Annotated in this window: 20 protein-coding genes; 2 read left to right on the top strand and 18 right to left on the bottom strand. The window is 69.5% G+C overall.

Annotated elements, in window-relative coordinates:
- Positions 1 to 46: 46 nt before the first annotated feature.
- The 6 genes from ADK66_RS08220 to ADK66_RS08245 all read right to left on the bottom strand — a co-directional run bounded on the left by ADK66_RS08220 (position 47) and on the right by ADK66_RS08245 (position 5,321).
- Positions 47 to 1,468 carry an amidohydrolase family protein gene (locus ADK66_RS08220; RefSeq protein WP_053653311.1) on the bottom strand — a complete coding sequence of 474 codons (1,422 nt, stop codon included), beginning with the start codon at positions 1,466 to 1,468 and terminating at the stop codon, positions 47 to 49.
- A gap of 93 nt (positions 1,469 to 1,561) precedes the next feature.
- The gene (locus ADK66_RS08225; protein ID WP_053653312.1) at positions 1,562 to 1,933 is read right to left on the bottom strand and encodes a VOC family protein; all 372 of its coding nucleotides are present in this window, start codon (positions 1,931 to 1,933) and stop codon (positions 1,562 to 1,564) included.
- On the bottom strand, positions 1,930 to 2,916 hold the full coding sequence (locus tag ADK66_RS08230; RefSeq protein WP_369814768.1) for an NAD(P)-dependent oxidoreductase: 987 nt from the start codon (positions 2,914 to 2,916) through the stop codon (positions 1,930 to 1,932). Before ADK66_RS08230 ends, ADK66_RS08225 begins: the two co-directional genes overlap by 4 nt.
- The gene (locus tag ADK66_RS08235) at positions 2,877 to 3,671 is read right to left on the bottom strand and encodes an alpha/beta fold hydrolase (protein ID WP_053653314.1); all 795 of its coding nucleotides are present in this window, start codon (positions 3,669 to 3,671) and stop codon (positions 2,877 to 2,879) included. The genes ADK66_RS08230 and ADK66_RS08235 overlap by 40 nt, the downstream gene beginning before the upstream one ends.
- Positions 3,668 to 4,207, bottom strand: a complete 540-nt coding sequence (locus ADK66_RS08240) for a carboxymuconolactone decarboxylase family protein (RefSeq protein ID WP_167943090.1) — start codon at positions 4,205 to 4,207, stop codon at positions 3,668 to 3,670. The genes ADK66_RS08235 and ADK66_RS08240 overlap by 4 nt, the downstream gene beginning before the upstream one ends.
- 13 nt (positions 4,208 to 4,220) lie before the next feature.
- Positions 4,221 to 5,321 carry an LLM class flavin-dependent oxidoreductase gene (locus ADK66_RS08245; protein WP_053653316.1) on the bottom strand — a complete coding sequence of 367 codons (1,101 nt, stop codon included), beginning with the start codon at positions 5,319 to 5,321 and terminating at the stop codon, positions 4,221 to 4,223.
- A 118-nt stretch (positions 5,322 to 5,439) separates the two neighbouring features.
- Between ADK66_RS08245 and ADK66_RS08250 the strand changes: the two genes are divergently transcribed.
- Positions 5,440 to 6,576, top strand: coding sequence for a flavin reductase (locus tag ADK66_RS08250; RefSeq protein ID WP_053653317.1), 1,137 nt, complete (start codon positions 5,440 to 5,442; stop codon positions 6,574 to 6,576).
- Here the strand turns inward: ADK66_RS08250 and ADK66_RS08255 are convergent.
- The 11 genes from ADK66_RS08255 to ADK66_RS08305 form a co-directional block, all read right to left on the bottom strand.
- On the bottom strand, positions 6,551 to 7,813 hold the full coding sequence (locus ADK66_RS08255; RefSeq protein ID WP_053653318.1) for a CdaR family transcriptional regulator: 1,263 nt from the start codon (positions 7,811 to 7,813) through the stop codon (positions 6,551 to 6,553). The genes ADK66_RS08250 and ADK66_RS08255 overlap by 26 nt on opposite strands.
- Before the next feature lie 5 nt (positions 7,814 to 7,818).
- Complete coding sequence (locus ADK66_RS08260) at positions 7,819 to 9,594, bottom strand: CocE/NonD family hydrolase (protein ID WP_197281460.1); 1,776 nt, start codon at positions 9,592 to 9,594, stop codon at positions 7,819 to 7,821.
- Positions 9,591 to 10,952, bottom strand: a complete 1,362-nt coding sequence (locus tag ADK66_RS08265) for a RidA family protein (RefSeq protein ID WP_053653319.1) — start codon at positions 10,950 to 10,952, stop codon at positions 9,591 to 9,593. Before ADK66_RS08265 ends, ADK66_RS08260 begins: the two co-directional genes overlap by 4 nt.
- Positions 10,953 to 10,999: 47 nt before the next feature.
- Positions 11,000 to 11,779 carry an SDR family NAD(P)-dependent oxidoreductase gene (locus tag ADK66_RS08270; protein ID WP_053653320.1) on the bottom strand — a complete coding sequence of 260 codons (780 nt, stop codon included), beginning with the start codon at positions 11,777 to 11,779 and terminating at the stop codon, positions 11,000 to 11,002.
- A gap of 1 nt (position 11,780) precedes the next feature.
- Positions 11,781 to 12,032, bottom strand: a complete 252-nt coding sequence (locus tag ADK66_RS08275; protein WP_053653321.1) for a hypothetical protein — start codon at positions 12,030 to 12,032, stop codon at positions 11,781 to 11,783.
- Between the two features lie 122 nt (positions 12,033 to 12,154).
- Positions 12,155 to 13,219: a class I SAM-dependent methyltransferase gene (locus tag ADK66_RS08280; protein ID WP_053653322.1), complete on the bottom strand. Its 1,065-nt coding sequence runs from the start codon at positions 13,217 to 13,219 to the stop codon at positions 12,155 to 12,157.
- A 139-nt stretch (positions 13,220 to 13,358) separates the two neighbouring features.
- On the bottom strand, positions 13,359 to 14,729 hold the full coding sequence (locus ADK66_RS08285; protein WP_053653323.1) for an FAD-binding protein: 1,371 nt from the start codon (positions 14,727 to 14,729) through the stop codon (positions 13,359 to 13,361).
- Positions 14,730 to 14,763: 34 nt separating this feature from the next.
- Positions 14,764 to 15,804, bottom strand: coding sequence for a hypothetical protein (locus ADK66_RS08290; protein ID WP_157552337.1), 1,041 nt, complete (start codon positions 15,802 to 15,804; stop codon positions 14,764 to 14,766).
- Positions 15,805 to 15,843: 39 nt separating this feature from the next.
- Positions 15,844 to 17,310, bottom strand: a complete 1,467-nt coding sequence (locus ADK66_RS08295) for a dihydroorotase family protein (protein ID WP_053653325.1) — start codon at positions 17,308 to 17,310, stop codon at positions 15,844 to 15,846.
- Positions 17,307 to 18,761: an MmgE/PrpD family protein gene (locus tag ADK66_RS08300; RefSeq protein WP_053653326.1), complete on the bottom strand. Its 1,455-nt coding sequence runs from the start codon at positions 18,759 to 18,761 to the stop codon at positions 17,307 to 17,309. The genes ADK66_RS08295 and ADK66_RS08300 overlap by 4 nt, the downstream gene beginning before the upstream one ends.
- Positions 18,754 to 19,503, bottom strand: a complete 750-nt coding sequence (locus ADK66_RS08305; protein ID WP_082377325.1) for a cyclase family protein — start codon at positions 19,501 to 19,503, stop codon at positions 18,754 to 18,756. Before ADK66_RS08305 ends, ADK66_RS08300 begins: the two co-directional genes overlap by 8 nt.
- Before the next feature lie 539 nt (positions 19,504 to 20,042).
- Here ADK66_RS08305 and ADK66_RS08310 point away from each other — a divergent pair.
- Complete coding sequence (locus ADK66_RS08310; protein WP_053653328.1) at positions 20,043 to 20,888, top strand: hypothetical protein; 846 nt, start codon at positions 20,043 to 20,045, stop codon at positions 20,886 to 20,888.
- 112 nt (positions 20,889 to 21,000) lie between these two features.
- Here the strand turns inward: ADK66_RS08310 and ADK66_RS08315 are convergent, their stop codons facing one another.
- On the bottom strand, positions 21,001 to 21,366 hold the full coding sequence (locus tag ADK66_RS08315) for a hypothetical protein (RefSeq protein WP_053653329.1): 366 nt from the start codon (positions 21,364 to 21,366) through the stop codon (positions 21,001 to 21,003).
- Positions 21,367 to 21,402: the final 36 nt, after the last annotated feature.

Genomic DNA, 21,402 nt, shown 5'->3' on the forward strand with positions numbered 1-21,402 from the left:
GGTGTGATCGGTTGGGGTTCCGGGCGCGGGGCCCGGGCCGGCGGAGCTAGGCGAGCGCCTGCGACCGGTTGATGCTCGGGAGGACCTCGTTGACGACCCCCGCGTCGATGGCCGACTCCCAGATCGAGGTGAGGGCCGCCTCCGCGCGGGCGCGAACGCCGTTGATGTCGACGCCGACGAAGGTGCCGTCCTCCATGACGACAGCGCCGTCGACCATCTCGAACTGCACGTCGCGGCCGTTGCCGTAGTAGACGAGCGACTGGACGACGTCCAGGGCCGGTGCGATCGACGGGTCGGTGATGGCGACGCCGATGAGATCGGCCCGCGCGCCCTCCTTGATGACGCCGAGGTCCGGGCGGCGCAGGACCGAGGCGGCGTGGCTCGTCGCGAGGTCGACGACCTGGGCGGCGGTCGGCCGGTGCGACTGGGCGACGCCGATCTTGCCGAGCATCGCCGTGAACTTCAGTTCCTCGACCATGTCGCAGTTGAAGCCGTCGGTGCCGAGCGCGACGGAGATGCCCGAGTCCATGAAGGAGACCGACGGCGAGATGACAGCTTCCTTCGCCTTGCGCGAGGCGCAGTGGACGATGGTGATGCCGGTGTCGGCGGCGAGCTGGCGGTCCTCGTCCGGCAGGTAGGTGCCGTGCGCGGCGATCAGCCGCTCGTTGGCCAGCTCGGCGCGCTGAAGGACCCGCAGCGGGGTCGTGCCGAACCGCTCCTGGGTGGTGGCGAGTTCGCTCGGCGCCTGACAAAGGTGCGTCGTGACGAGGCAGTCGAGTCGCTGCGCCGCCGCGCCCACCCCGGCGAGCACGCTGAACTCGTCGGTGTGCACAGCGGCCGGTCCGAGGATCATCGTGATCCGCCCGTCCGCGGCACCGTCCCACTCCCCGAAGAGCCGCTCCAGCTCTTCGAGCTCGGCCAACTGGGCCTGCTCCGAGGTGGTCTGCTTGCGGTCCTCCAGGCCACCGGAGAGCTGTCCGAGACGGTGGGTGACGTCGAGCGGGATCGTCGGGCCGGCGAAGGTGCGTACCCCGACGCGCTCGGCGATGTGCAGGTAGCCCTCGATGTCTGTCGACGCGTGGTTGAGGATCGTCGTCGTTCCGGTCCGCATCATGCCGAGGACGTCCCACTCGATGACAGCGCGGAACTGCTCCCGCAGCTCCTCGCGGTACGCGTGCCGCCACAGCCGCGACAGCGGCACGTAGAACGGCATGCCCGTCGGCAGCTCGTAGTCCTCGGAGATGGCCCTGCCGACCGGGCCGGCCCCCGCGTGCGTGTGCATGTTGATCAGCCCCGGCAGCAGGACCTTGTCGGCCAGCTCGATGCGCCGGCCGTCGATTCCCTCGGCCTGCTCGGCCGGCAGGATCTGAACGATCCGATCACCCTCGACGACCACCGCCGCGCCCGTGCGTACCTCACCGGCGCCGAGGTACACCCAGCGAGGAAGAATCACCGTGCGTTCCACCATCGTCAACCACCTTCCAGCCCCGTCGTGTGATGTCGTCCCCGCTGATGCCCGCGCCCGCCGGAGAACCGGCGGGCGCGGGACCTTAAACGCCGCTCAGCCCTTTTCCTGCCGTACGACGAACACGTTGCCGTCGGGGTCCTTGAACGACGCCCACCAGCCGAAGTTGGCCAGGACCGGCTCGGAGACGAACTCGACGCCCTTGGCGGTCAGCTCCTCGTAGGTCGCGTGGATGTCATCGCAGGTGAAGGTGATGCCCGAGTAGAACTCCACCTCGTCGAAGACCGGCCAGTGCAGGACCATCAGCGCGTTGCGCGACGAGGCGGCGGTCTCGAGCCAGCGACGCGGAGCGAAGTCGGGCATGACGACGTCGCTGACGACCTCCAGGCCGACCTGCTCGGTCCAGAAGCTCGCCGACCTGTCCTGGTCACGGACCTTGATGTTCACACCGCGGATTCCGGTGATCATGGCTGTTCCTTTCTGTCGGTGATCGACGTGGATTCCCGTCGCCCGCTGGGCGCCGGTTCGTTTGGGCGTGGCTGCCGTCGGAGGACCTCGAACACGACGGCGGTGTCACTGGCCACGAGGCCGTCGGACAGACCGTCGCGGTAGACGGCCCGGGCGGCGTCGAACAGTGGTGTCGCGGTGCCCGCCTCGGCCGCGGCCGTGCCGATGATCTCGAGATCCTTGGCGAAGACGTCCATCCGGATGCTCGCCGGCTCGTAGCGCCCCTGCACCATGTCGGGACCACGAACGCCGAACATCCGGGAGGCTCCCGCCCCGTCCCCGACTGCGGCCAGCACCTGCCGCAGGTCGAGGCCGAGGTCCTGGGCGAACCCGAGCGCCTCGGCCGCGGCGACGTTGTGCACCGCGACAAGGTGGTTCGCCACGAGCTTCATGAGAGTGCCCTTGCCGACATCGCCGAGCTCGAAGTGGGCGCGGGTGAACGCCTCGACGAGGCTCCTGGCCCGCTCGATCGCCTCCGGCGCTCCGCTGACGTAGGCGATGAGGTCGCCGGTCCGGGCCTGCGCGCCGGTGCCGCTCACCGGAGCGTCGAGCATCTCGATGCCCGCCCCTGCGAGGCGGGCCGCCCCGTCGAGCTTGGTACGCAGGTCCAGGGTGCTCGTCTCGACGACGACGGTCCCGGGGCGTGCGTGCGCGGCGAGTCCGTCGAGGACGGCGGCGAAGGCCGCAGCGCTCGGCAGCGAGGTGAGCACGATGTCGCTGGCGGCGGCGAGCGCGGCGAGGTCGTCGTACGCCACTGCGCCGGCCTCGGCGAACGCCCGGCGCCGGTCCGCGTCGATGTCGAAGCCGCCGACCTCGAAGGCGCCGGTGGCCAGGACGTTGCCCGCCATCGCCGAGCCCATCACACCGAGCCCCACGAAGCCGACGCGCGGTCGAGCCGTCGCGGTCATGACCTGCTCCCTTCGACGTGGCCGACGCGCGCCCAGTCCCCGACGAGCCGCGCGAAGGGCTCGGCGAACTCCAGGGCACTGGCGTGCCGCGCCCCGGCGACGACCGCGCGGCGGGAGCCGGTGATCGCCTCGGCGAGGCGGGCTGCGCCGTCGTGGAACAGCGGCGCGTCGAGCTGGCCGTCGATGAGCAGGGTCGGCGCCGTTATCTCGCCGAGTCGCGGCGTGACGTCGGCTGTCGCGAGCGCCAGGCACGCGAGGGCGTAGCCGCGCGGGTCGGTGCCGGCCAGAGCGCGGCGTACGTAGCTGACCTCGGGCCCGTCGGCGGCGAGCGCCTCGGGGGTGAGCCACAGCTGCAGTGTGGGCTCGACGAACGGGGCCATGCCCGAACCGACGACCTCGGCGGCGCGAGCGCGCCACTTCTCGCGCCAGTCCTGCGGGTACGTCGGGACGGCTGCCGCCACCACGAGGCTGGCGACGAGTCCGGGATCGTGCACGGCGAGCTCAAGGGCGATCAGGCCACCGAGGGACAGCCCCACCACGTGGACGTTCTCGTGACCGAGACCGCGCAGGTGCGTCGCGAGCGCGGTCGCCACGTCCGCAGTGTCGTAGGGGTCCTCGGGGACCGGGCAGCCACCGTGCCCCGGGAGGTCGACGGCGTACACGCCGAAGCCGTCGAGTTCGGCGGCGGCCGCGGTCCAGAAGTCGGCGCCCGCGCCGAGCGGGTGCAGCAGCACGACTGTCGGGCCGGAACCCTCCCGCAGGGTGCGCCCGCTGACCACCACGGCGCTCATGACGTACTCATCTCGACGGGCGGGTCGAGTGCGTCGGCGTCGGTCCCCGTCGTGTTCATGACCATGGCGAGGGTCGTGTAGTAGCCCGCGCACACGACGAGGTCGATGAGACCCTCCTCGCCGAGCAGGTCGATCGCCCTGTCGTAGAGCTCGTCGGGGATCGCGTCGTCGGCGAGCACGTGGGCGACGATCGCGTAGCCCGTGGCCAGCGGCTCCTGCATCGAACGCGGTTCCCGGCCGGCCGCGACGTCCGCCACGACGTCCCGGGGCACGCCCGCGTCGAGGGCGAGCGGGCAGTGGTAGCCCCACTCGAACGCCTGGTTCCGGGCGCGGGCCACCTGGAGGATGGCCAGTTCGAGAACCGCCTTGGGCAGGCCGGACCCGAACCGGAGGTACGCGCCGACCTCCTGGAGCCGGACCATCGCACCGGGGCTGCGCAGCAGGGGGACGAAGGGCCCGAAGAGAGCACCCCGTGGCCCGGCGCTGATCGCCGCGACCGCCTCCTGCTGCTCCGGCGTCAGGACCGCCGTCGGCAACTGGGGCATCCTGTCACGCACCGCTGCCGTGCCTCTCGACGAGCGGCATGACCTCGGTCGCCATGAGTTCCATCGACCGGCGCGCGAGCTTCTCGTCGACCCAGTCGAGGCCGGCGTAGACGAGTTCCCCGAACGGGCCGGTCTCCTCCTGGAAGGCGACGAGCTGCTCGGCCACCTGCTCGGCCGTACCGCAGATGACGAGGTCGTCGAGGACCCGCTCGATGGTGATGGCCTCGTCCGGCTCGTTGCGGTCGCGCTTGAACAGACCCAGCCGCCCGAGCTTGGTCATCTTGCGCAGCATCTGCTCGTAGTAGAAGCGGTAGGGGCTGTTCGCGTCGTCGCGCCCGTAGGCACGGGCCTCCTGCTCGGTGTCGGCGACGAAGACCGTCCGCGCGATCCGCCAGTCAGCCGGGTCCGCCTCGACCCCGGCGGCCTGCTTGCCCTCGACGTACTTGCCCCAGTGCGTGGCCACCCACTGCGGGAGCAGGAAGTTCGCCGACAGGGGGTGGAAGTCCTTGCGGCCCATCTCCACGACGCCCTTGGAGAACGGCGCGACGACGGTGCCGACGATCTCCGGACGCGGGCTCTGCAGGGGCTTGGGCAGGTAGCCCACGCCGAGCGGCAGGTCCATCGACCGTCGCGTCGAGACGTTGAAGCGCCCGCTGGCAGAGACGATGTCGTACGGCGGCTCGCCCTCCCAGATCTTGAGGATGACCTCGATGGCCTCGGCGAACATCGCGTTGCGGTCCTCGTCGAGGATGCCGAGCACCTCGGCGTCCGACGGCAGCGCCCCCGGGCTGATGCCGAAGATGAACCGGCCACCGGTCAGGTGGTCGAACATCGCCGCGTTCGCCGCTACGAGCGCCGGGTGCTGGTGGGACAGGTTCGTCGTCCCGGTTGCCAGCTTGATCCGTGGCGCGTCGTTGACGAGCGTCGCCAGGAACAGCATCGAGTTGGTGATGTTCTCAAGGTTGTCCGTCAGGTGCTCACCGATGAAGGCGTCGTGGAAACCGAGCCGATCGGCGAGGATGACCGCCTCACGGTCCTCATGGAGGGTCTCCGTCCACAGACGTCCGGGACGGTGCAGCGGCATGGCGAAGTATCCGAGTCTCACGAGATCAGTCAATCCGCTGGTCAATCCCCGAACAATTACGGCTTCCCACAACCTGACCAGGGCAGGTTGTGGGAAGGCGTGATTGTCTTGCCCTCCGCTCGGATGTTGACTCGGGTCCATGACCGTCGTTCGGACGCCACACGTTGACCGTGACCATTTCCGCAACGTCGTCGGCTGCTTCGCCACCGGCGTCGCCATCCTCACCTCGCGGGGCGTCCAGGCACGCGCGGGCATGACGGTGAGCGCGCTCACCTCGCTGTCGCTCGACCCGCCGATGGTGCTGGTGTGCGTGAACCGGTCGGTACCGACCGAGCGCAGCATCGCTGAGGCTGGCACCTTCTGCCTCAACATCCTCGGCGAGGGTCAGGAGCAGCTGGCGCTACAGTTCGCCCGCCCCAGCGACGACAAGTTCACGGGCGTACGCACCCACGATGGTGTCCTCGGCAATCCCGTCCTCACCGACGCGCTCGCCTCGATCGAGTGCGAGGTGTCCGACACTGTGCAGGCGGGCAGCCACAGCATCTTCATCGGTAGGGCGCTTGACGCGCAGGCGCGCGAGGGCCTGCCCCTGACGTACTTCCGCGGCGGGTTCGGTGGCCTCACCCTCGACCGCTTCAACCAGGTGTACCAGCGGCTGCGGGACATGATCCTCGCGCGGGAGATCGACGGCAACGACGACATCGACGTCCCGCAGCTGGCCCGACGCCTCGACGTCGAGCCGGCAGCCGTCCTCGCCGGACTGTCGACACTGCGCCGGGAAGGGCTCGTCACGTCGACGGATTACGGCCACCGGGTCGCACCCTTCACCGTCGACGACGCCGCGGAGGCGTTCGAGGCGCGCGCGATCATCGAGACGGGGATCGCCGACCTGACGGTCGGCTCGGTCACCGGGGAGAACCTGGCCGTCCTCGACCAGCTGTGCAGCGAACTGTGCGGGTTCATCCTCAACGACGAGTTCACCGATTTCGACGCCTACCTCGCGGCCAACGACAGGTTCCACCGCTTCCTCGTCGGCCTGTCGGGCAACCGCCGCGCCATCGCCCAGTACGAGGCGCTGGCCATGCCGACCATCATGGCGCAGAGCTTCGGTAAGACCCGGAAGAGCTCCTCGCAGTTCGTCGACGTCCACAAGCGGATCGTCGGCGGCTACCAGCAGCGTGACCTGGACGCCGTCAAGACGGCGATGCGGCAGTACGCGGTCCTGGCCACCGAGCGGGCCCGGGAACTGCTCACCTCACACGGCGGATCGGTGTGACGGTCTCGTCCAGGCCGGCGAGCAGGTCGTGCAGGCGCAGCGCGAGCATGAGTTCGGCCTGGCGGGACTGGAGGTCGTGGCCGAGCATCTCCTCGATCCGGTGGATGCGGTTGCGCACCGTGTTCTCGTGCAGGTGCAGGGCGCGCGCTGTCGCCGCGTAGTTGCGCTCGCGCAGCCAGACACACAGGGTCTCGCGCAGCACGTCGAGCCCGCTGCCAGTGCCGCTGAGGGCCGCGAGTTCCTCCTCGACGAGCTGCGCCGCCATGGGCAGGTCGTCGAGGAAGATCGCCTCCAGACGGACGTCGGCGTATTCGAGGACGCCGTCACCGGCGAGCTGGTGGCGTCGGTGTTTCCCGGCGAACGCCTCCCGGATCCGACGAACCCGCCCGATCTGGCCGTAGCTGTGGCGCAGCCCCTCAAGACCGCGGGCGGGTGCGCTGACCTCGGCGGCGATACCGCCCTCGACAAGCAGCCGGCGTAGTCCCGTCCGCGCATCGGCGGTCCACGCGCGGCGGGCGAGGAAGCGCACCTGGGTGCCGTCCTGCTCGGGGTGGTGCAGGACGTCCGTCACCGCACAGGTGCTCTGGGCGCGTCGTACCCAGTCGGTGCCGCCGGCATCGCCGCGAGTGGCAACCGCGATGTGGTCGGCGTCGATGTCGTAGCCGAGCCCGAGCAGTTCGAACTTGTCCGGTACGTGATCGTCGCTGAGCAGGTCCTTGACGAGGCGGAAGCGGAGGTGGTCCCGCGACCGCTGGAGGCTCTCCTCGGAGAGCATGTGCTCCCGGGCGACCTGGGCCAGTGCCGCGTTCTGGTAGGCCATGACGAGTTCGGTGAGCAGGCGGGCGCCCTCGCCCCGGCGGGCCGGGTCCGTCTCGACGGCGTCGAGGCGGGCCACCCAGTCCCGCCAGACGGTGAGGAACCCGACCCGGTACGACAGTTGCAGTGATGCCTGCACGACGCGCCGCCGGGCCTGGACCACGGCGAGGCGCCGGGGCTGCACGAGGTCGAGTTCCTCGATGCGGACCTCGCCCATCGCCACCCGGTGCAGGGTGCGCACGTTCTCCGTGACGCTCGCTGTCAACTGCGCGACGAACTCCTCGTCGTCGCGCAGATGGTCGAAGGCCGCGTCGAGGTCGACTGCCACGACCCGCTCGACCAGTTCCGCCGAGACGGCAGACCGTAGGGCCTCCCGCAGCCACGGGGGAAGCTGCGGGAGACCCACGGAGTCCGCGGACACGACGATCAGCGCTCCTGGAAGGGCAGCAGGATGCTCGATCGGTGTTCGCCTCCACAGTGCACGCGCACCCGGGTGGCGTACCGCTGCGCCGGGCGGTCGATCGGGTCGTCGTGCAGGAACGGCCCGCAGCCCTTCATCGCGTTCTTGAAGTTGGACATCGTCACCGCGTCCTTGAGCTCCGGGTTCTCGTAGTCCCGGCCTCCGATTGTCACCGCGAGCGTGTGACCGGCGGGAACGACGATGCAGGTCGGCCACACCTCGACGTCGACCTCGTACACGGTGCCCGCCTCGACGGGCAGGGTGCGCGAGTGCGGGTGGATCGGCCGCCACTCGGTGGAGGCGGCCTCGTCGAGCTCGCGGTGGCTCAGGCGCAGCCACCCCATGCTGATCGGCGCGTTGGGGTCGACGGCACCGGCGAAGGTGACCTCCTTGCCCTCGCTGTCGAACAGCCGCACGGTGAGGAAGATGTCGGCGTCGTCCGAGTCGGTCGACACGAACAGTTTCGCCGAGACCGGGCCGCTGACCTCGCGGTCGGCGTCCGACACCGGGAGCCGGAACGTGACGTCCTGCTCGCCGGAGAACTCGACGGATCCCGCCTCGGCCCCGCCCTTCTCGACGAGGTCGAGCCGGACCGGGTCGAGTTCGAGGCGCTGCCACGCCGTCTCGGGCAGCGGCCACGCGGACGCGGCCCGCTCCTCGTAGACCTCGCCGGGCGAGCGGACGAGCAGACTCACGGGCGGGCGCTGGTCCCAGCCGTTGTCGACGCCCTTGAGGAAGTGGTCGAAGAACGCGAGCTGGATCTGTCGCCCGTAGTCCGTGTAGTACGTCGTCCAGTGCTCCAGGCCGTGCATCTCCAGCCACTTCTGCGCGCTGCCGGCGCGCAGGAAGCCCTCGACGTTGCCGCGCAGGTGCAGCCCGGAGCCGCCCCAGTTGCCGGCGCTGAGCAACGGCACCTCGATGTTCTCCAGCACGCCGGAGCGCTCGCGGTACCAGTCGTCGAGCAGCGGGTGGGAGCGGATGATCGCGCCGAAGTCGCTCCGGTTCGCGGCGAGTTGGTCGTCGCTGAGGGTCTCGTCGCCGCACACGTTCAGACCGGTGATCGGGTTGACCGGACCACGGTCACCGAGGCCGTACTGGACGACCTTGATCTGCTTGTCGTACCAGTGCTCCCAGAACGTCGACAGGATGCCGCCGTGGTGGGACGCGTCGCGGTAGAAGTCGCTCGCGCCCTCCCAGATACAGACCGCGGCGAGACCGCGTGGCCGCTCCGACGCGACCTGCCACTGGTTCATCCCGAAGTACGACACCCCCGAGGTGCCGACCTTGCCTGTCGACCAGGGCTGGTCCGCCGCCCACTCGATGCACGCGACGTAGTCAGCCGTCTCGCGTGCGGAGAAGTGCTCGATGTAGCCGGGCGAACGGCCGCAGCCCCGGGAGTCGACCCGCACGACGGCGTACCCGTGCGGCACCCACTTTTCCGGGTCGACGACCTCCCAGTTCTGGTACGCGCAGGAACTGCCCTCGGCGACGTCGGGGTGGCTGCTCGACAGCGCCTCCCACGCCGTGGGGTAGCCCTCCTGGAAGGGCAGACCCTTGGCGTACGGGCCGTAGCTGATCAGCACCGGATACTGTCCGGGCTGTTCCGGCAGGAACACGTCGGCGGCGAGCGGCAGGCCGTCGTCCATCGTGATGGTGACGTCCCACAGGATCCGCATGCCGTCGCGGACCTCGTCGATGCGGGCGTTGGTCTCGGTCACGGTCCGGTACGCCTCGCTGCTCACGGGATGTGGACGATGAGGTCGACGCTGAGGTCGCAGCCGGGGACCTCCTGGAAGCCCTTGGGGATCTCGTAGAACCCGGCGGCGGGCAGCCCGTTGGTGAAGGGCTCCGGCCAGGCCTGGAAGACGGCGGGTACGTCCTCGAGGTCGGACAGGAACAGGTCGGCGCGGACCGCGTTCTCGATCGACGTGCCGGCGGCCGTGCAGATCGCCGCGACGTCGTCGTGGATGCGCCGTACCTGGTCGACGATGTGCCGGCGGGTGTGCGGCAGGCTCCGGGCGAGGGCGCTGTCGGGCGCACCCGAGGCGGTACGTCCGAGCTGGGTGGAGAGGAACAGCAGGGAGCCGCTGCGGACGGCCTGGACCTGGTGCCCGATGGGCGCGAGCGCGTTGTCGGTGTGCACGATGTGGCGGTCGCCGCCGTGCTCGGGGCGCGCCACGATGACGTAGATCTCGACGTTGCCGCCCTTGACCCCGCCGATGCCGGAGACGGGGACGATGGTGCGCGCCGGCGGCTCGGTCGGCCAGTGCTTGGCCCAGACCTCGTCGATGGCGGGCAACTGCCGGACGCCCTCGGGCGTCAGGTAGATGACGACCTTGATGACGTCGCTCCACTGTCCGCCGGCCGCCTCCATCGTGATGCGGATCTGGCGCAGCGTCTCGTCGGTCTCCGCGGCGACCTGGTTGCCGTACCAGATGTGCTGCGGCACCCGGGCGTTCGGGTGCAGACCCGATTCGAAGTCGGTGGGGATGAAACCGGCGCTGAACAGGTACGGGCCGGACTCGACACCGACCGAGTAGCCGCCGAGCGGGTTGTGGACGTCATGCGCGTACGCCCGCTTCTCGATGCCGGAATCGTTGAGCAGCGAGATGAGCTGAATCTCGATGTGGGTGTCGGTGGCGAGGAGACGCTCGACGGGCAGCAGGCAGCTCGCCGGGCGGTCGGACAGGAGGAACTCGTCGCGGCCCTGGATGTAGGAGTGCGCGCCGAAGCGCCAGTCCTCCCAGTGGGTCTGGTAGCGCGGCGTCCACTCCGGGTCCAGGCGACCGTCGGTGTGGAAGGTCGGCTGCCACTGGTTGATGCACACGCCCTGGTCGAGGCTCGACCCGGCGACGGTGAGTGCGGAGTCGAGGCGGCGGTACACCTCGCGAACCTGCTTCTTCACGGGGTGGCCGCTGTGCAGCGGCAGGCCGGGCTCGACCTGGGCTGCCTCGGCGAGCCCGCCGTTGTCGAAGTCGGTGGCGCTCATCGAGGCGGTGAACGCGAACGGGCCGGCGGTGACGACCGGGCTGCTCGGGTACCAGTCAGGGAAAGACGCGTCGGGTACGTCGTGGACGACGCGGGGGCTGTTGTGGGTCATAGCGAGGTCTCCAGGGTTGTGGTGCTCGAAGCCGTCTCGAAGCCGTTTCAGAGGGTCTGGCCGCCGTCGACCATGAGCGTCTGGCCCAGGACCATCTCGTTGAGCGGGCTGAGCAGGAAAGCGGTGGGCAGGATGAGCTCACGGGCGTCGAGGATGCGGCCGGCCGGGATGCCCGCGACGACCGACGCGGTGAAGCCCGGGTCGGCGAAGAGCGCCTCGTTGACAGGCGTCAGCGTCGCGGTCGGGCCGATCGCGTTGACGCGGACGCCGCGCGACGCCCACTCGACGGCGAGGGTCTCGGCGAGCATCGACACGGCGGCCTTGCTCGCGTTGTAGCTCGACCAGTCGGGGAAGCCGCGGCGGGCGAAGCTCGAACTGGTCAGGACGATCGAGCCGCCCTCGGTCATCCGCCGGGCCCCGCTGCGGGCCGTGATGAACACGCCGTTGATGTTCGTGTCCACGACGGAGCGGAAGTCGTCGGCGCTGACGTCGAGAGCGGGCTGGACGACGGCGATACCGGCGTTGGCGACGACACCGTGCAGACCACCGAAGGTCTCGACGGCGCGGTCCATTGCCGCCTCGACGGCAGCCTCGTCGGTGACGTCGGCGATGGCGTACGCGAACGAGGGGCCGGCCTGCTCGGCGACGGCGGCCAGTCCTTCCGCACGCCTGGCGACACCGAGCACGTTGGCGCCGAGTTCGACGAGGCCGAGGGCCAGAGCCTGCCCGATGCCGGAGTTGGCGCCGGTGACGACGATGGTGCGTCCGGTGAGGCCGAGAGCCTGCCCGAGCGTGGAGCGCAGCGCGGGGTCGATGAGAGTCGTCATGTCAGTGGTCCATTTCCGGCGCGCCGAAAACGCGCTTGATGAGGCGGGTCCGTTCACGCTGGAGCACTTTCTGCAACTGCTCGGAGGGCAGGTGCTCGTCGACTGTCGAGTCCGACAGCAGGTCCTTGCCCGCGAGGATCTCCTCAAGGACGAGAAGCCGGTCCTTGGTCACCCACAACTCCTCGGCGAGGCCCGCGATCATCCGAACAAGATCGTCGGTCGTTGCGTTCTCCAGGTACTTGGGAACTTCCATGACTTCCTCTCAGGGGTGGCGCGGTGCCCGACCGACGACGCCCGGACGCAGGCGTTCACAGCGAGCGGCGGTAGGGGATGTCGACCCCGCGCTGGCTTTCTCGAGATCGAGGGCGTGGTGCCTCAGGCTGCGGGCTTGACGCCCTTGGTGATCCACGGGTAGTTGGCCGTGCCCACGCTGTATTCCTGGACGTCGACGAACCCGGCGGATTCGAGCAGTGCCCTGCGGTCGGTGAGGAGCGCGCCACGCCAGAACGGCTCGTTGCGGTTCTCCGTCTCCCAGTCGAGCACGACGGAGCGGAAGAGGTTCTCGTGCTCGCTGTAGGGCGCCACGTCCGCGACCAGGAACTCCCCGCCCGGCTTGGTCACCCGGAAGGCTTCCTGGACAACGGCCTTGGCGGCCGGCGCCGGGATCTCGTGGAAGAGGATGAAGGCCGAGGTGAGGTCGAAGGTGTCCGCGTCGTAGCCGGTGGCCTCGGCCTGGGCCTGGCGCAGGTTCCACTCGAAGCCACTGCGGGCGGCGATGAGCTTGGCGTGCAGCAGCTCGCTCGCGCCGAGGTCGACGCCGTGGATCTTCGCGTTCGGGTAGGCGCGCTGAAGCGCCAGGGCGTAACGGCCGGTCCCGACGCCGAGTTCGAGGATGTTGTCGTAGTGGTCGCGGTTGCCCTCGACGGCGGCCACGTAGCGCAGGTCGGAGAAGTGGTCGCCGGGCTTGATGGCGCCGATCCCGCCGGTCGCGAAGATCAGGTCGTAGACGTAGTCGTGGATCATAAAGCCCATGTGCTCGTGGCCGTCCCAGCCACCGGGCGTGAGGTGGAACTCCGTCGTCCAGTAATCAGGGATCTCGACGTCCGGGTTGAGTTCGAGCACCCCACCCTTGTCGGCGTTCGCCTCGTACTCGGCCCGGATCTCCGCCTCTCCGTCCTGGTACGCCTCCAGCGCCGCGACGTACTGACGCTCGGCGATGACCCGGGTGTAGAAGCGGTCCCAGGCAAACGACCTGGAGTTGCCGAGCAGTTCGTAGCCGAGGCGCAGCCGCTCGCGGGCGCCCTCGGGGAGGGTCCTGCTCTCCAACTGCTTGTCCAGCGTCCGCTCGGCCGACGCCTGCAGCTCCCGGCCGCTCCACGCGGCCAGATCCGCCAGCAGGTTGAAGTTGGCCCGGCCACGCTGCTTGAGACCCGTCTTCACGTTCGTACCTCCAAGTGCGAGCGCCGCAGATTCCTTTATATGTAACGTCTTTCCGCTGGGTGCAGCGTAGCGATGTGATCGTCGGCTGGACAAGAGGCCGACGCAACTCGAACAGCCGCTTTCACCCTGGTCAAACGGCCTATTGGCCAGCCGTCCGCTCCCCCAGCCGCCGGCCCGCGTCCTCGGCCGCGATGAAGGCGAGTCCGAGTGCCGCGAGCAGCCCATTTCCGGCCAGATAGCCGTCCGCTCCCCTACCGCTGATGCCCACGGCGGCGCCACCGGCCGCGTAGAGCCCGGCAATGGGAGCACCGGCGCCATTGAGGACGCGCGCCGTCGCGTCAACGGAAAGCCCTCCCTGAGTGTGGAAGAGCGCGGGGCGCACCTCGACCCCGTAGAACGGAGCGACCAGGTCCACGTCGCCCCAACGGGAGCGCCCGTACCTGTCGGTCTCGCCGAGACGTCCGGCCGCTGCCTGCGTGAAGGACGCCTCAAGCCGGTCGGCGGGCAGGCCCAGCCGCTCGGCCAACTCGGCCACCGAGTTGCCCTGCCGCAGCACCCCGGACTCCTTGGTCTGGCGGAAGTCCTCGAAGGCGAGGCAGGCGTCGTGGATCCGCTGGTCGAAGATGATGAACGCGCGGTTGTCCGGCTGGGTGAGTTCGAGGGCGGCGAACTCGGAGTAACCCTGCGTCTCGTCGGCGAAGCGGTCCCCGCCCGTGTTGACGATGAACCCGCCGTGCATCACCGTCGCCCAACCGACGAGCGTGCCGCTGAGCGAGAGCGCACCATGGCCCTGGTACGCGTCGATGCAGTCGACTGCCGCGTCGAACGTCCGCCCGATGCGCAGGGCGTCGCCGCGCGAGGCTTCGCTGCCGTGGTAGACGGCGCCGGCGATCTCCGGGGTGTGCTCGGCGATGAGCGCCGGGTCGGCCCCGAAACCGTTCGTCGCGAGGACGAGGGCGTCGCAGGAGATCTCCTCCCGCGTCCCGTCCGGCTGCTCGGTCACGGCGATGACGACGTCACCCTCGTGCCGGGCCGTCACCAGGCGCGCGGGGACGATGACGTCGATCCCCCGCTCCCGGGCGACACGGTGGAGCATGCCGAGCAGGATCGTGCCGTGCCGCCCCGGCACGGTGTGGCACCGGTGCCGCGTGTGCCCGGGGTACTCGAAGTCCGTGACGAGTTCGAGCGGGAGTTCGAGCGAGTCGGCGAGCCACTCGACGAGGGGGGCCGAGATCTGACTCAACGCCTCGGTGACGACCGGGTTGGCACGCCCCTTCGTCTTGCGCCGGACGTCCTCGGCGAAGGTCTCCGGCGAGTCATCGACTCCCGCCTCGCGCTGGAACCGCGATCCGGCACCCGGAATCATGGCTGTCGACATCGACGTGTTGTTGGCCCGCAGAAAGTGCTCGTTCGCGTCGATCACCGCGACCGAGAGACCGAGCTCCTGGGCCCGCAACGCCGCGACGATGCCGCCGCCCGCGCCAGCCACGAGCAGGTTGACGTCCGCCATCTCATTTCCTCCTTCGGGTGCCCGAGAGGCCACCTCAGTGCTGTTCGTCGGGCACCCTGACGCGTCGGAACGATGCCCCTGGCCGACGGTCGGCGATCGCGAGACCGATCCCGCGTGGCGAGTCGTCGTCGGCGAGCGAGCTGAAGCCGTAGTAGTACAGGTGCAGCCGGCCGTCGACCGGGACCAGCCGGGTCGCCGCCGCTCCGAGGCTGTCCCACGCGCCGGGCTCCCCGGCGGTCAGGACCGGACCGTCGGACTGGTGGTGCCAGTGCCGGCCGTCGTCGGAATCGGCAGTCGCGACCGAACGGCCGTGGTGCTCGTCGAGGCCGGTGTAGAGCATCAGCCAGCGACGCCCCCCGTCGAACGGGTTGGGGAGCACCTGCCTCGTCACGATGCCCCCCTCGTCCCAATGCCGTACGCCGTCGGCCCAGACGAGCGGGCCCACCTCGGTCAGCACGACCCCATCGGTGGACGTGAACGTGTCCGTACGGAACGAGCCGAGGTCGAGGGTCGGTGAGGTCGTCTGGACGTAGAGCGTCCCGTCGTGGTCACCGAAGACGTTCGGCCACGCGCAGTAGAGCCGGTCCGGCGGGTAGTCGAGCAGGGCGCCGCCGGTGGCCGGGCCGGGGACGCGGGTCCACGTCACCCCGTCCGGGCTGGTGGCGTGCCCCGGGCGCATCCCGAGACCCGTCACCGCACCGAGCGCCGTCCTGCTCGCCCGTTCGGTCAGGTCGCCCCCGAAGTACCACAGATGCCAGAGCTGCCCGTCGAAGGTGACGTCGGTGAGCCCGACATGGGAGGCGTCGAAGCTTGTCGGGTCACCGCTCGGGGCGAACACCGAGCCGAGTTCGTCCGGGCCGTCGTACCGCTTCCACCGGATGCCGTCGCGCGAGGTCGCCAGTGCGACCCGCCCGGACCCCAGCGTTCCCGGCGCCGGCCGGTCGTAGGCGCGGTCGCGGCAGTAGTACCACATGAGCCAGCCGTCGTCGGTACGGTGCACGACGGCACCGCCGACGCGGTAGTCATCGCAGCGACCGGCGGGGCCGGCCCCCAGGACGAACCCGTCCATACGCATCGTGCGGTCTCCCATCCCCACGCAGTCCTGCCGGGTCTCTTACTCGCTGGTGAGCGGGCGCCGCTGGTACTCACCGCGGGGCTCGCCCTGGATGGCACCGTCGACGAAGACGTGGTGGCCGCGCACGAACGTGTCGGTGACCGATGCGGACAGCTCGAAGCCCTCGAACGGCGTGTACTCCTGCGTCGACAGGGAGTCCTCGGCGCGTACGGTCCACGACCGGGAATCGTCGACGAGGCAGAAGTCCGCGTCGTACCCCACCTTGATGACGCCCTTGCGACCGGACAGCCCGTACCGCTCGGCGGGGTTCCAGGCGGTGAGGGCCGCGATCCGGTCCCAGCCGAGGCCACGCTTGCGGCCCTCGCTGATCAGCGCCGGCAGCAGGTACTCCGCGCCGCCGAAGCCGGACTTGGCGACGAAGACGTTGTCGCGCTCGGACCCGAACTTCATCTCGTCACGGCAGCAGGCGTGGTCGCTGACCACCCAGTCGATCTCGCCGGCGAGGACGTGTTCCCACAGCCCTTCGACGTCGTCACGCGAGCGCAGCGGCGGGTTCACCTTGCCGCCGATGCCGGACGCGCTGTGGTAGTCGGCCACGAGGTGACCGATAGTGACCTCGCGGCGGAAGTTGATGTGCGGGAACGTACGCGCCATGAGCAGGGCAGCCTCGACGGCCTTGCGTCCACTCAGGTGCAGCAGGTTGATGTTCGCCAGCTGCGTCTCGTGCGCGAGGTAGGAGGCGATGGAGATCGCCAGGCCCTCGGAGTGCGCCGGCCGGGAGGCGGAGTACGCCTCGAGCCCGGTGAGCTGACCCTCCTGCTCGACCATCGCGGTGTACGCCGACATGATCTCGGCGGTCTCGCAGTGCAGGCTGAGGGAGATGGAGTCGGCGATCTGCGGCGCGGCGTTGCGGGCCGCCTGGATGCCGCGCATGACGAACTCGAAGTGCGCGAGGTCGTAGCGCTCCCCCTCCGGCGTCATGAGGAACGAACTCTGGTCGGCCGACCGGCCGTGCAGGCCGTAGCCGCCGTAGAACATGAAGATCTTGAACGACGAGACGCCGTGCTCCTCGATGAGCTCGGGGATCTCGCTGATGTGTTCCTTGGACATCGGCGCCAGGTGGAAGGCGTAGTCGATGTACGCCCGGCCCTGGGTGCGCTCGAGGACCTCGGGGAAGAAGTCCCGGTACGCGCCGGACTTGTTGAGGTAGTACTGCCCGGTGCGGATGTAGTTGAGGCCCGTCGTCACGCCGCCCTGGGCCGCCGCCTTCGACTCCGTCTCGGCGTCGATCTCCAGCGGGTTGTAGATGCCCCAGTGCTGGTGGGCGTCGACGACACCGGGCAGCGCGAGCTTGCCACCACCGTCGACGGTCGTCGTCGCTGTGGCATCGCCGAGGTGACCGACGGCGGCCACCCGCCCGTCGGTCACGGCGATGTCGGTGAGCACGGTCTGCGGCGACTCGTGGGTGACGAGACGAACGTTGCGGACGATGAGGTCGTAGTTCATAGCTGGCCCTCCTGCGCGGCACTGGTGTTCGCGGAATCCGCCGCGTCGTCGAGCGACGAGAGGACGATTCCGACGTCGCTCAATTCGTCGAGAGCCAGCGAGTGCGCGGCGATCCGCGCCACCACCGTCTCGGGAAGGTGCCGACCGGCGTTGTCACGGAACTTGAGGGCGACCTCGTCGTCGGAGAGCGGGTTCTCTGGACCGCCCCTGTTGACGAGGACCCGCTCGGTGACCTCCGAGCCGTCGACGAGTTCGGCGGTGAGGACCGCTGGGAACTGGCTGGGGAAGATCTTGGTGCACTCGTCGTCGGCGACGACGCTCACCTTGTCCATGATCTCCCGACGTGTCGGGTCGACAGCGAGTGCGTCGGTGTAGTCGTCGAGGGCGACCCCGAGGCCACCGCCTCCGCCGAGCAGGCCGACGGCCACCGCGTACGGGCCCGAGAACTGGGCCTGATAGCCCGTGGTCGGGCGACGCTTGCCCTCGATCGGCTCGCCGATCGTCCGGATCACCGGCGCGGGAGCACCGAGGGTGAGGCGACGTACCTCGCGGTGGTCCACTCCGCGGCGCCGCAGCCCGGTGGCCGCGTCGATGGCGGCGTGGGTGAAGTGGTTCGCGGGGTACGGCTTGAAGAAGATCCTGGGCACCTCCCACTCGGTTCCCAGGCCCTCGACGATGGCGGCGGGGTCGAACTCGCCGCGCAGGAACGCCTGGAAGAACCCGAACCGTCCTTCGAGGACTGTCGGCGGCCCCGTGATGCCCCGGCTGACCAGGTCGGCGGCGGTCACTGCGGAGTGCGCGGCCCAGCCGCAGTGCAGTCGCTTGACGTTGCCACCGGTGCGGTTGGCCTCGATGATGCCTGCGGCCATGGACGCCGCGACGCCGAGGGAGCTCGTGAGCTGTTCCTCGTTCTGACCGAGGATGACACCCACTGCCACTGCCCCACCGAGGGCACCGCAGATCGAGGTCGCGTGCTGCCCGTGCTCGAAGAACACGGAGTTGCCGGCCTCCCGGTCGTAGCCGGCCATGCCGATGCGGACGCAGACCTCCAGGCCGACGGCGATGGCAGTGACCGCCGTACGCCCATCGGCGCCGGCACGCTCGGCGGCGGCAAGCACGCTCGGCACGATGCTCGCGCTCGGGTGGAGTACGGACGGCAGGTGCGTGTCGTCGTAGTCGAGGGAGTGCGCGAGCACCCCGTTGCCGAAGGCGGCGAGCGCGGCGGGAACCCGGTGCGGCACGCCGATCGCGCGAGCCTGAGGAGCACCGCCCTGCTCGGCGACGTAGTCGATGACCGCCCGGCTGCTGTCGAGGCTCTGCGCCGCGATGCAGATGCCGAGGGTGTCCAGGACCCGCTGCCGCACACTGGCAACCACCTCGTGGGGCAGATCCTCGTAGCGGGTCTGGGCGGCGAAGCGCGCGATCGTCTGCGCGAGGGTCACCTCATTCACCGGTCGTCACCGCCAACGGGCGGATGGGCGAGCCGGTCGCACCGTAGAACTTGAGCGGCGAGGCGACGAAGACGAACTCGTGCACGCGCTGGGCGGCGAGATCCTCAAGGTCGAGCGTCTCCATGATGTAGATGCCGGACTCGACAAGCAGCACCCGGTGCGCGGGCAGGACACTGTGCCCCGCGCCGGGCCGGAGGCACTCGAAGGCGATGGTGTCCGCGCCCGCGGCGAGGACGCCCCGCTCCGCGAGCCAGCGCGCGCCGGCCTCGCTGATGCCCGGTACGCCGGAGTCGCCGCCGATGAACACGGAACGGTCCGGGTTGTCGAAGTGTCGACCCCAGCCACTACGGATCAGGACGACGTCGCCGGCCTCGACGGACCCGCCCTGCCGTTCGAGGGTGGCCTCCAGGTCATCGGGCGTGATCTCGTAGCCGGGAGCACACCCTTCCGGGGTGCCGAGGGCCGTCGGTACGTCGAGCAGGACGCCACGGCACACCATTGGGGGAATGGTGTGCGCGCCGAGCTTGGCGAACCGACCGCCGACGGAGGCGTCATAGGCGTCCGAGCCGTCGACGAGGCGACCGTCCTGAGACACGTGGGCGAAGGCATCGATGTGCGTGCCGACGTGGGTGCCCATCGTGATGATGTCGTTCGAGGCGGAGCCACCGTCGGCCCGCACCATGTCCCCGTGCCGGCGCGGCAGCGCGTGCCAGTAGTGCGGGTGGTTTGGCGACTGGGGCATTCCCACGAAGAGAAGCCGACCTAGGTCGAAGACGCGCACCCCCTTCCGCACGGCTTCGATCAAGACGTTGTTCGGCACGTGACCCCTGCCCCTCCGCTCTCGGTAGGGCACTGTTGGCCCTCTTTGCCGTCCGGCCCCCGCCGTCGTGGTGAGGGAAGACTAGCGGAGAAAAACGCAGAGCGGAACATAGTTGCGCCACATGGAACAGTGGCTTGGTCGACGGGCTTCAAGCGCCGATTTGACCGCTCCTGCCGGGTTGCCCGTTAAGCCGCACATCTGGCAGCTCTGCCAGTCGTATACGCGCAGGTAAGTCAATAGGTCTGAGGGTTGGCTCGCCAAGCCGAACGGTTGATTCCGAGCTGGCTGGGGCCCCGGCTATCCGAACCGATGTTCCACCTACAGGAATGCTCAGGTCTAGCGTGCATGAGGGTTCGATGCCGACGAGAACGCACAAACGTGGGCTGCACGGCGATGGCCTGAGCCGGTGCGCTCCCCTTTCGGGACCACACGCACGGCCGCTTCCTGCCACGATCTTGGCCATGCGCCTCTCGTCCGGCCTGCTCGTCGGATCCGCCGTGGCTGGTCTGCTCTCGATCGCGGCGGCGCTGCTCGCCATGCCTGCCGCGTCGTTGCAGTTCACCCTCGTCATGTTGCTCGCCCTACTCGGGTACGTGCTGCTGGAGCGAGGTGCACGTCGAGTGAGGTGGCCGGTCGCCGTTGGTATCGGGCTACTCGCCGCGGTGGCGGCGACGAGGCTGCTCTGGTGGCGGGAGCAGGCCGACGAAGCAGGCTGGCTGACGTACGGCCAAGGGGTGGCGACGATGGCCATGTCGGAGCCGGCACGGGAGATGATCGACCGCGAAAGGCTCGCCGCCCTCGGCCTGCTGCTCGGTGTTGTCTGTCTGGCGGCCGGCGCGCTGGCGTTGCCGTCACGCGGCAGGCGGCGAGGTGCGGTGACGAGCGTCCTCGCGCTGACGCTGCTTACGTGGCTCGGGCTGAGCCTCGGGCGCGGCAGCGACCGTCAACCGCTGCTCGACCTAGCTGCGACGGTGTGGCCGGCGCTGCTCGCAGCCGTTGTGGCCATAGGAGCATTCGCGCTGTCAGGGTGGCGGGCCGACAGACATTGGCTGCTCCCGCTGGGGTTGTTCCTGCTGTCAGTCGCAGCGGCTCACGCCTGCTCGGAGCTGGCAACGGCATGGTCAGACTGGGTGATCGCGACCGGACCTCCAAGCGACGCGTTCCTGAAGCCAGGGATGAGGGTGAACACGTCGGCGGACAACTTCCCTCAGGTGTCGTGGGCCGTTAGCGCCGCAATCACGCTCGCCGGTGTGGGGATGGTGGCGGTTGGCGCATCGCGCAGCTCCCGCGAGGCTGACGCCGCATAGGTCCACAGGCAGTCGTACACCTCCGGCCCTGACGGTCGTCCGGGTGCCGGCCTGTCCCCCATCACCCGGACAGCAGCCGCCCCCAAGGCAACCGGCTACCACAAAACCCGAATCAACTGTCGAGCTTGATGATGAACCCCTCATCCGCGCACGCCGTCTGCAACCCCGAAACGTGCGTGCCCATCGGCCCGATGAACGCCAACGCTCCACCGTCGTCCTCGGGCATCTGCTGCACCCGCCACAGCAAATCCATCAACGCCGTCCCATGCTCACGGATCTTGTCGTGTCGGGAGTCCTCGAAAATCTTCCGCGCCTCCCGATACTCGGCCTCCGACAGATCGTCGTCGCCAGCGTCGGAGTCCTTCGGGCTGCCGTCGATCTGCTTGTCCTCCGACATCGCCTTACACGCGGCAATACCCGAGTCCTCTTTGATGAACCGGTCGTAGACGGCGTACCCGCCAACAGCGAACACCAACACTGCGGAGATGCCTGTCGGCATCTCTCAGCGTCGGTG

It is taken from the genome of Micromonospora sp. NRRL B-16802, assembly GCF_001279555.1.
Classification (GTDB): domain Bacteria; phylum Actinomycetota; class Actinomycetes; order Mycobacteriales; family Micromonosporaceae; genus Micromonospora; species Micromonospora profundi.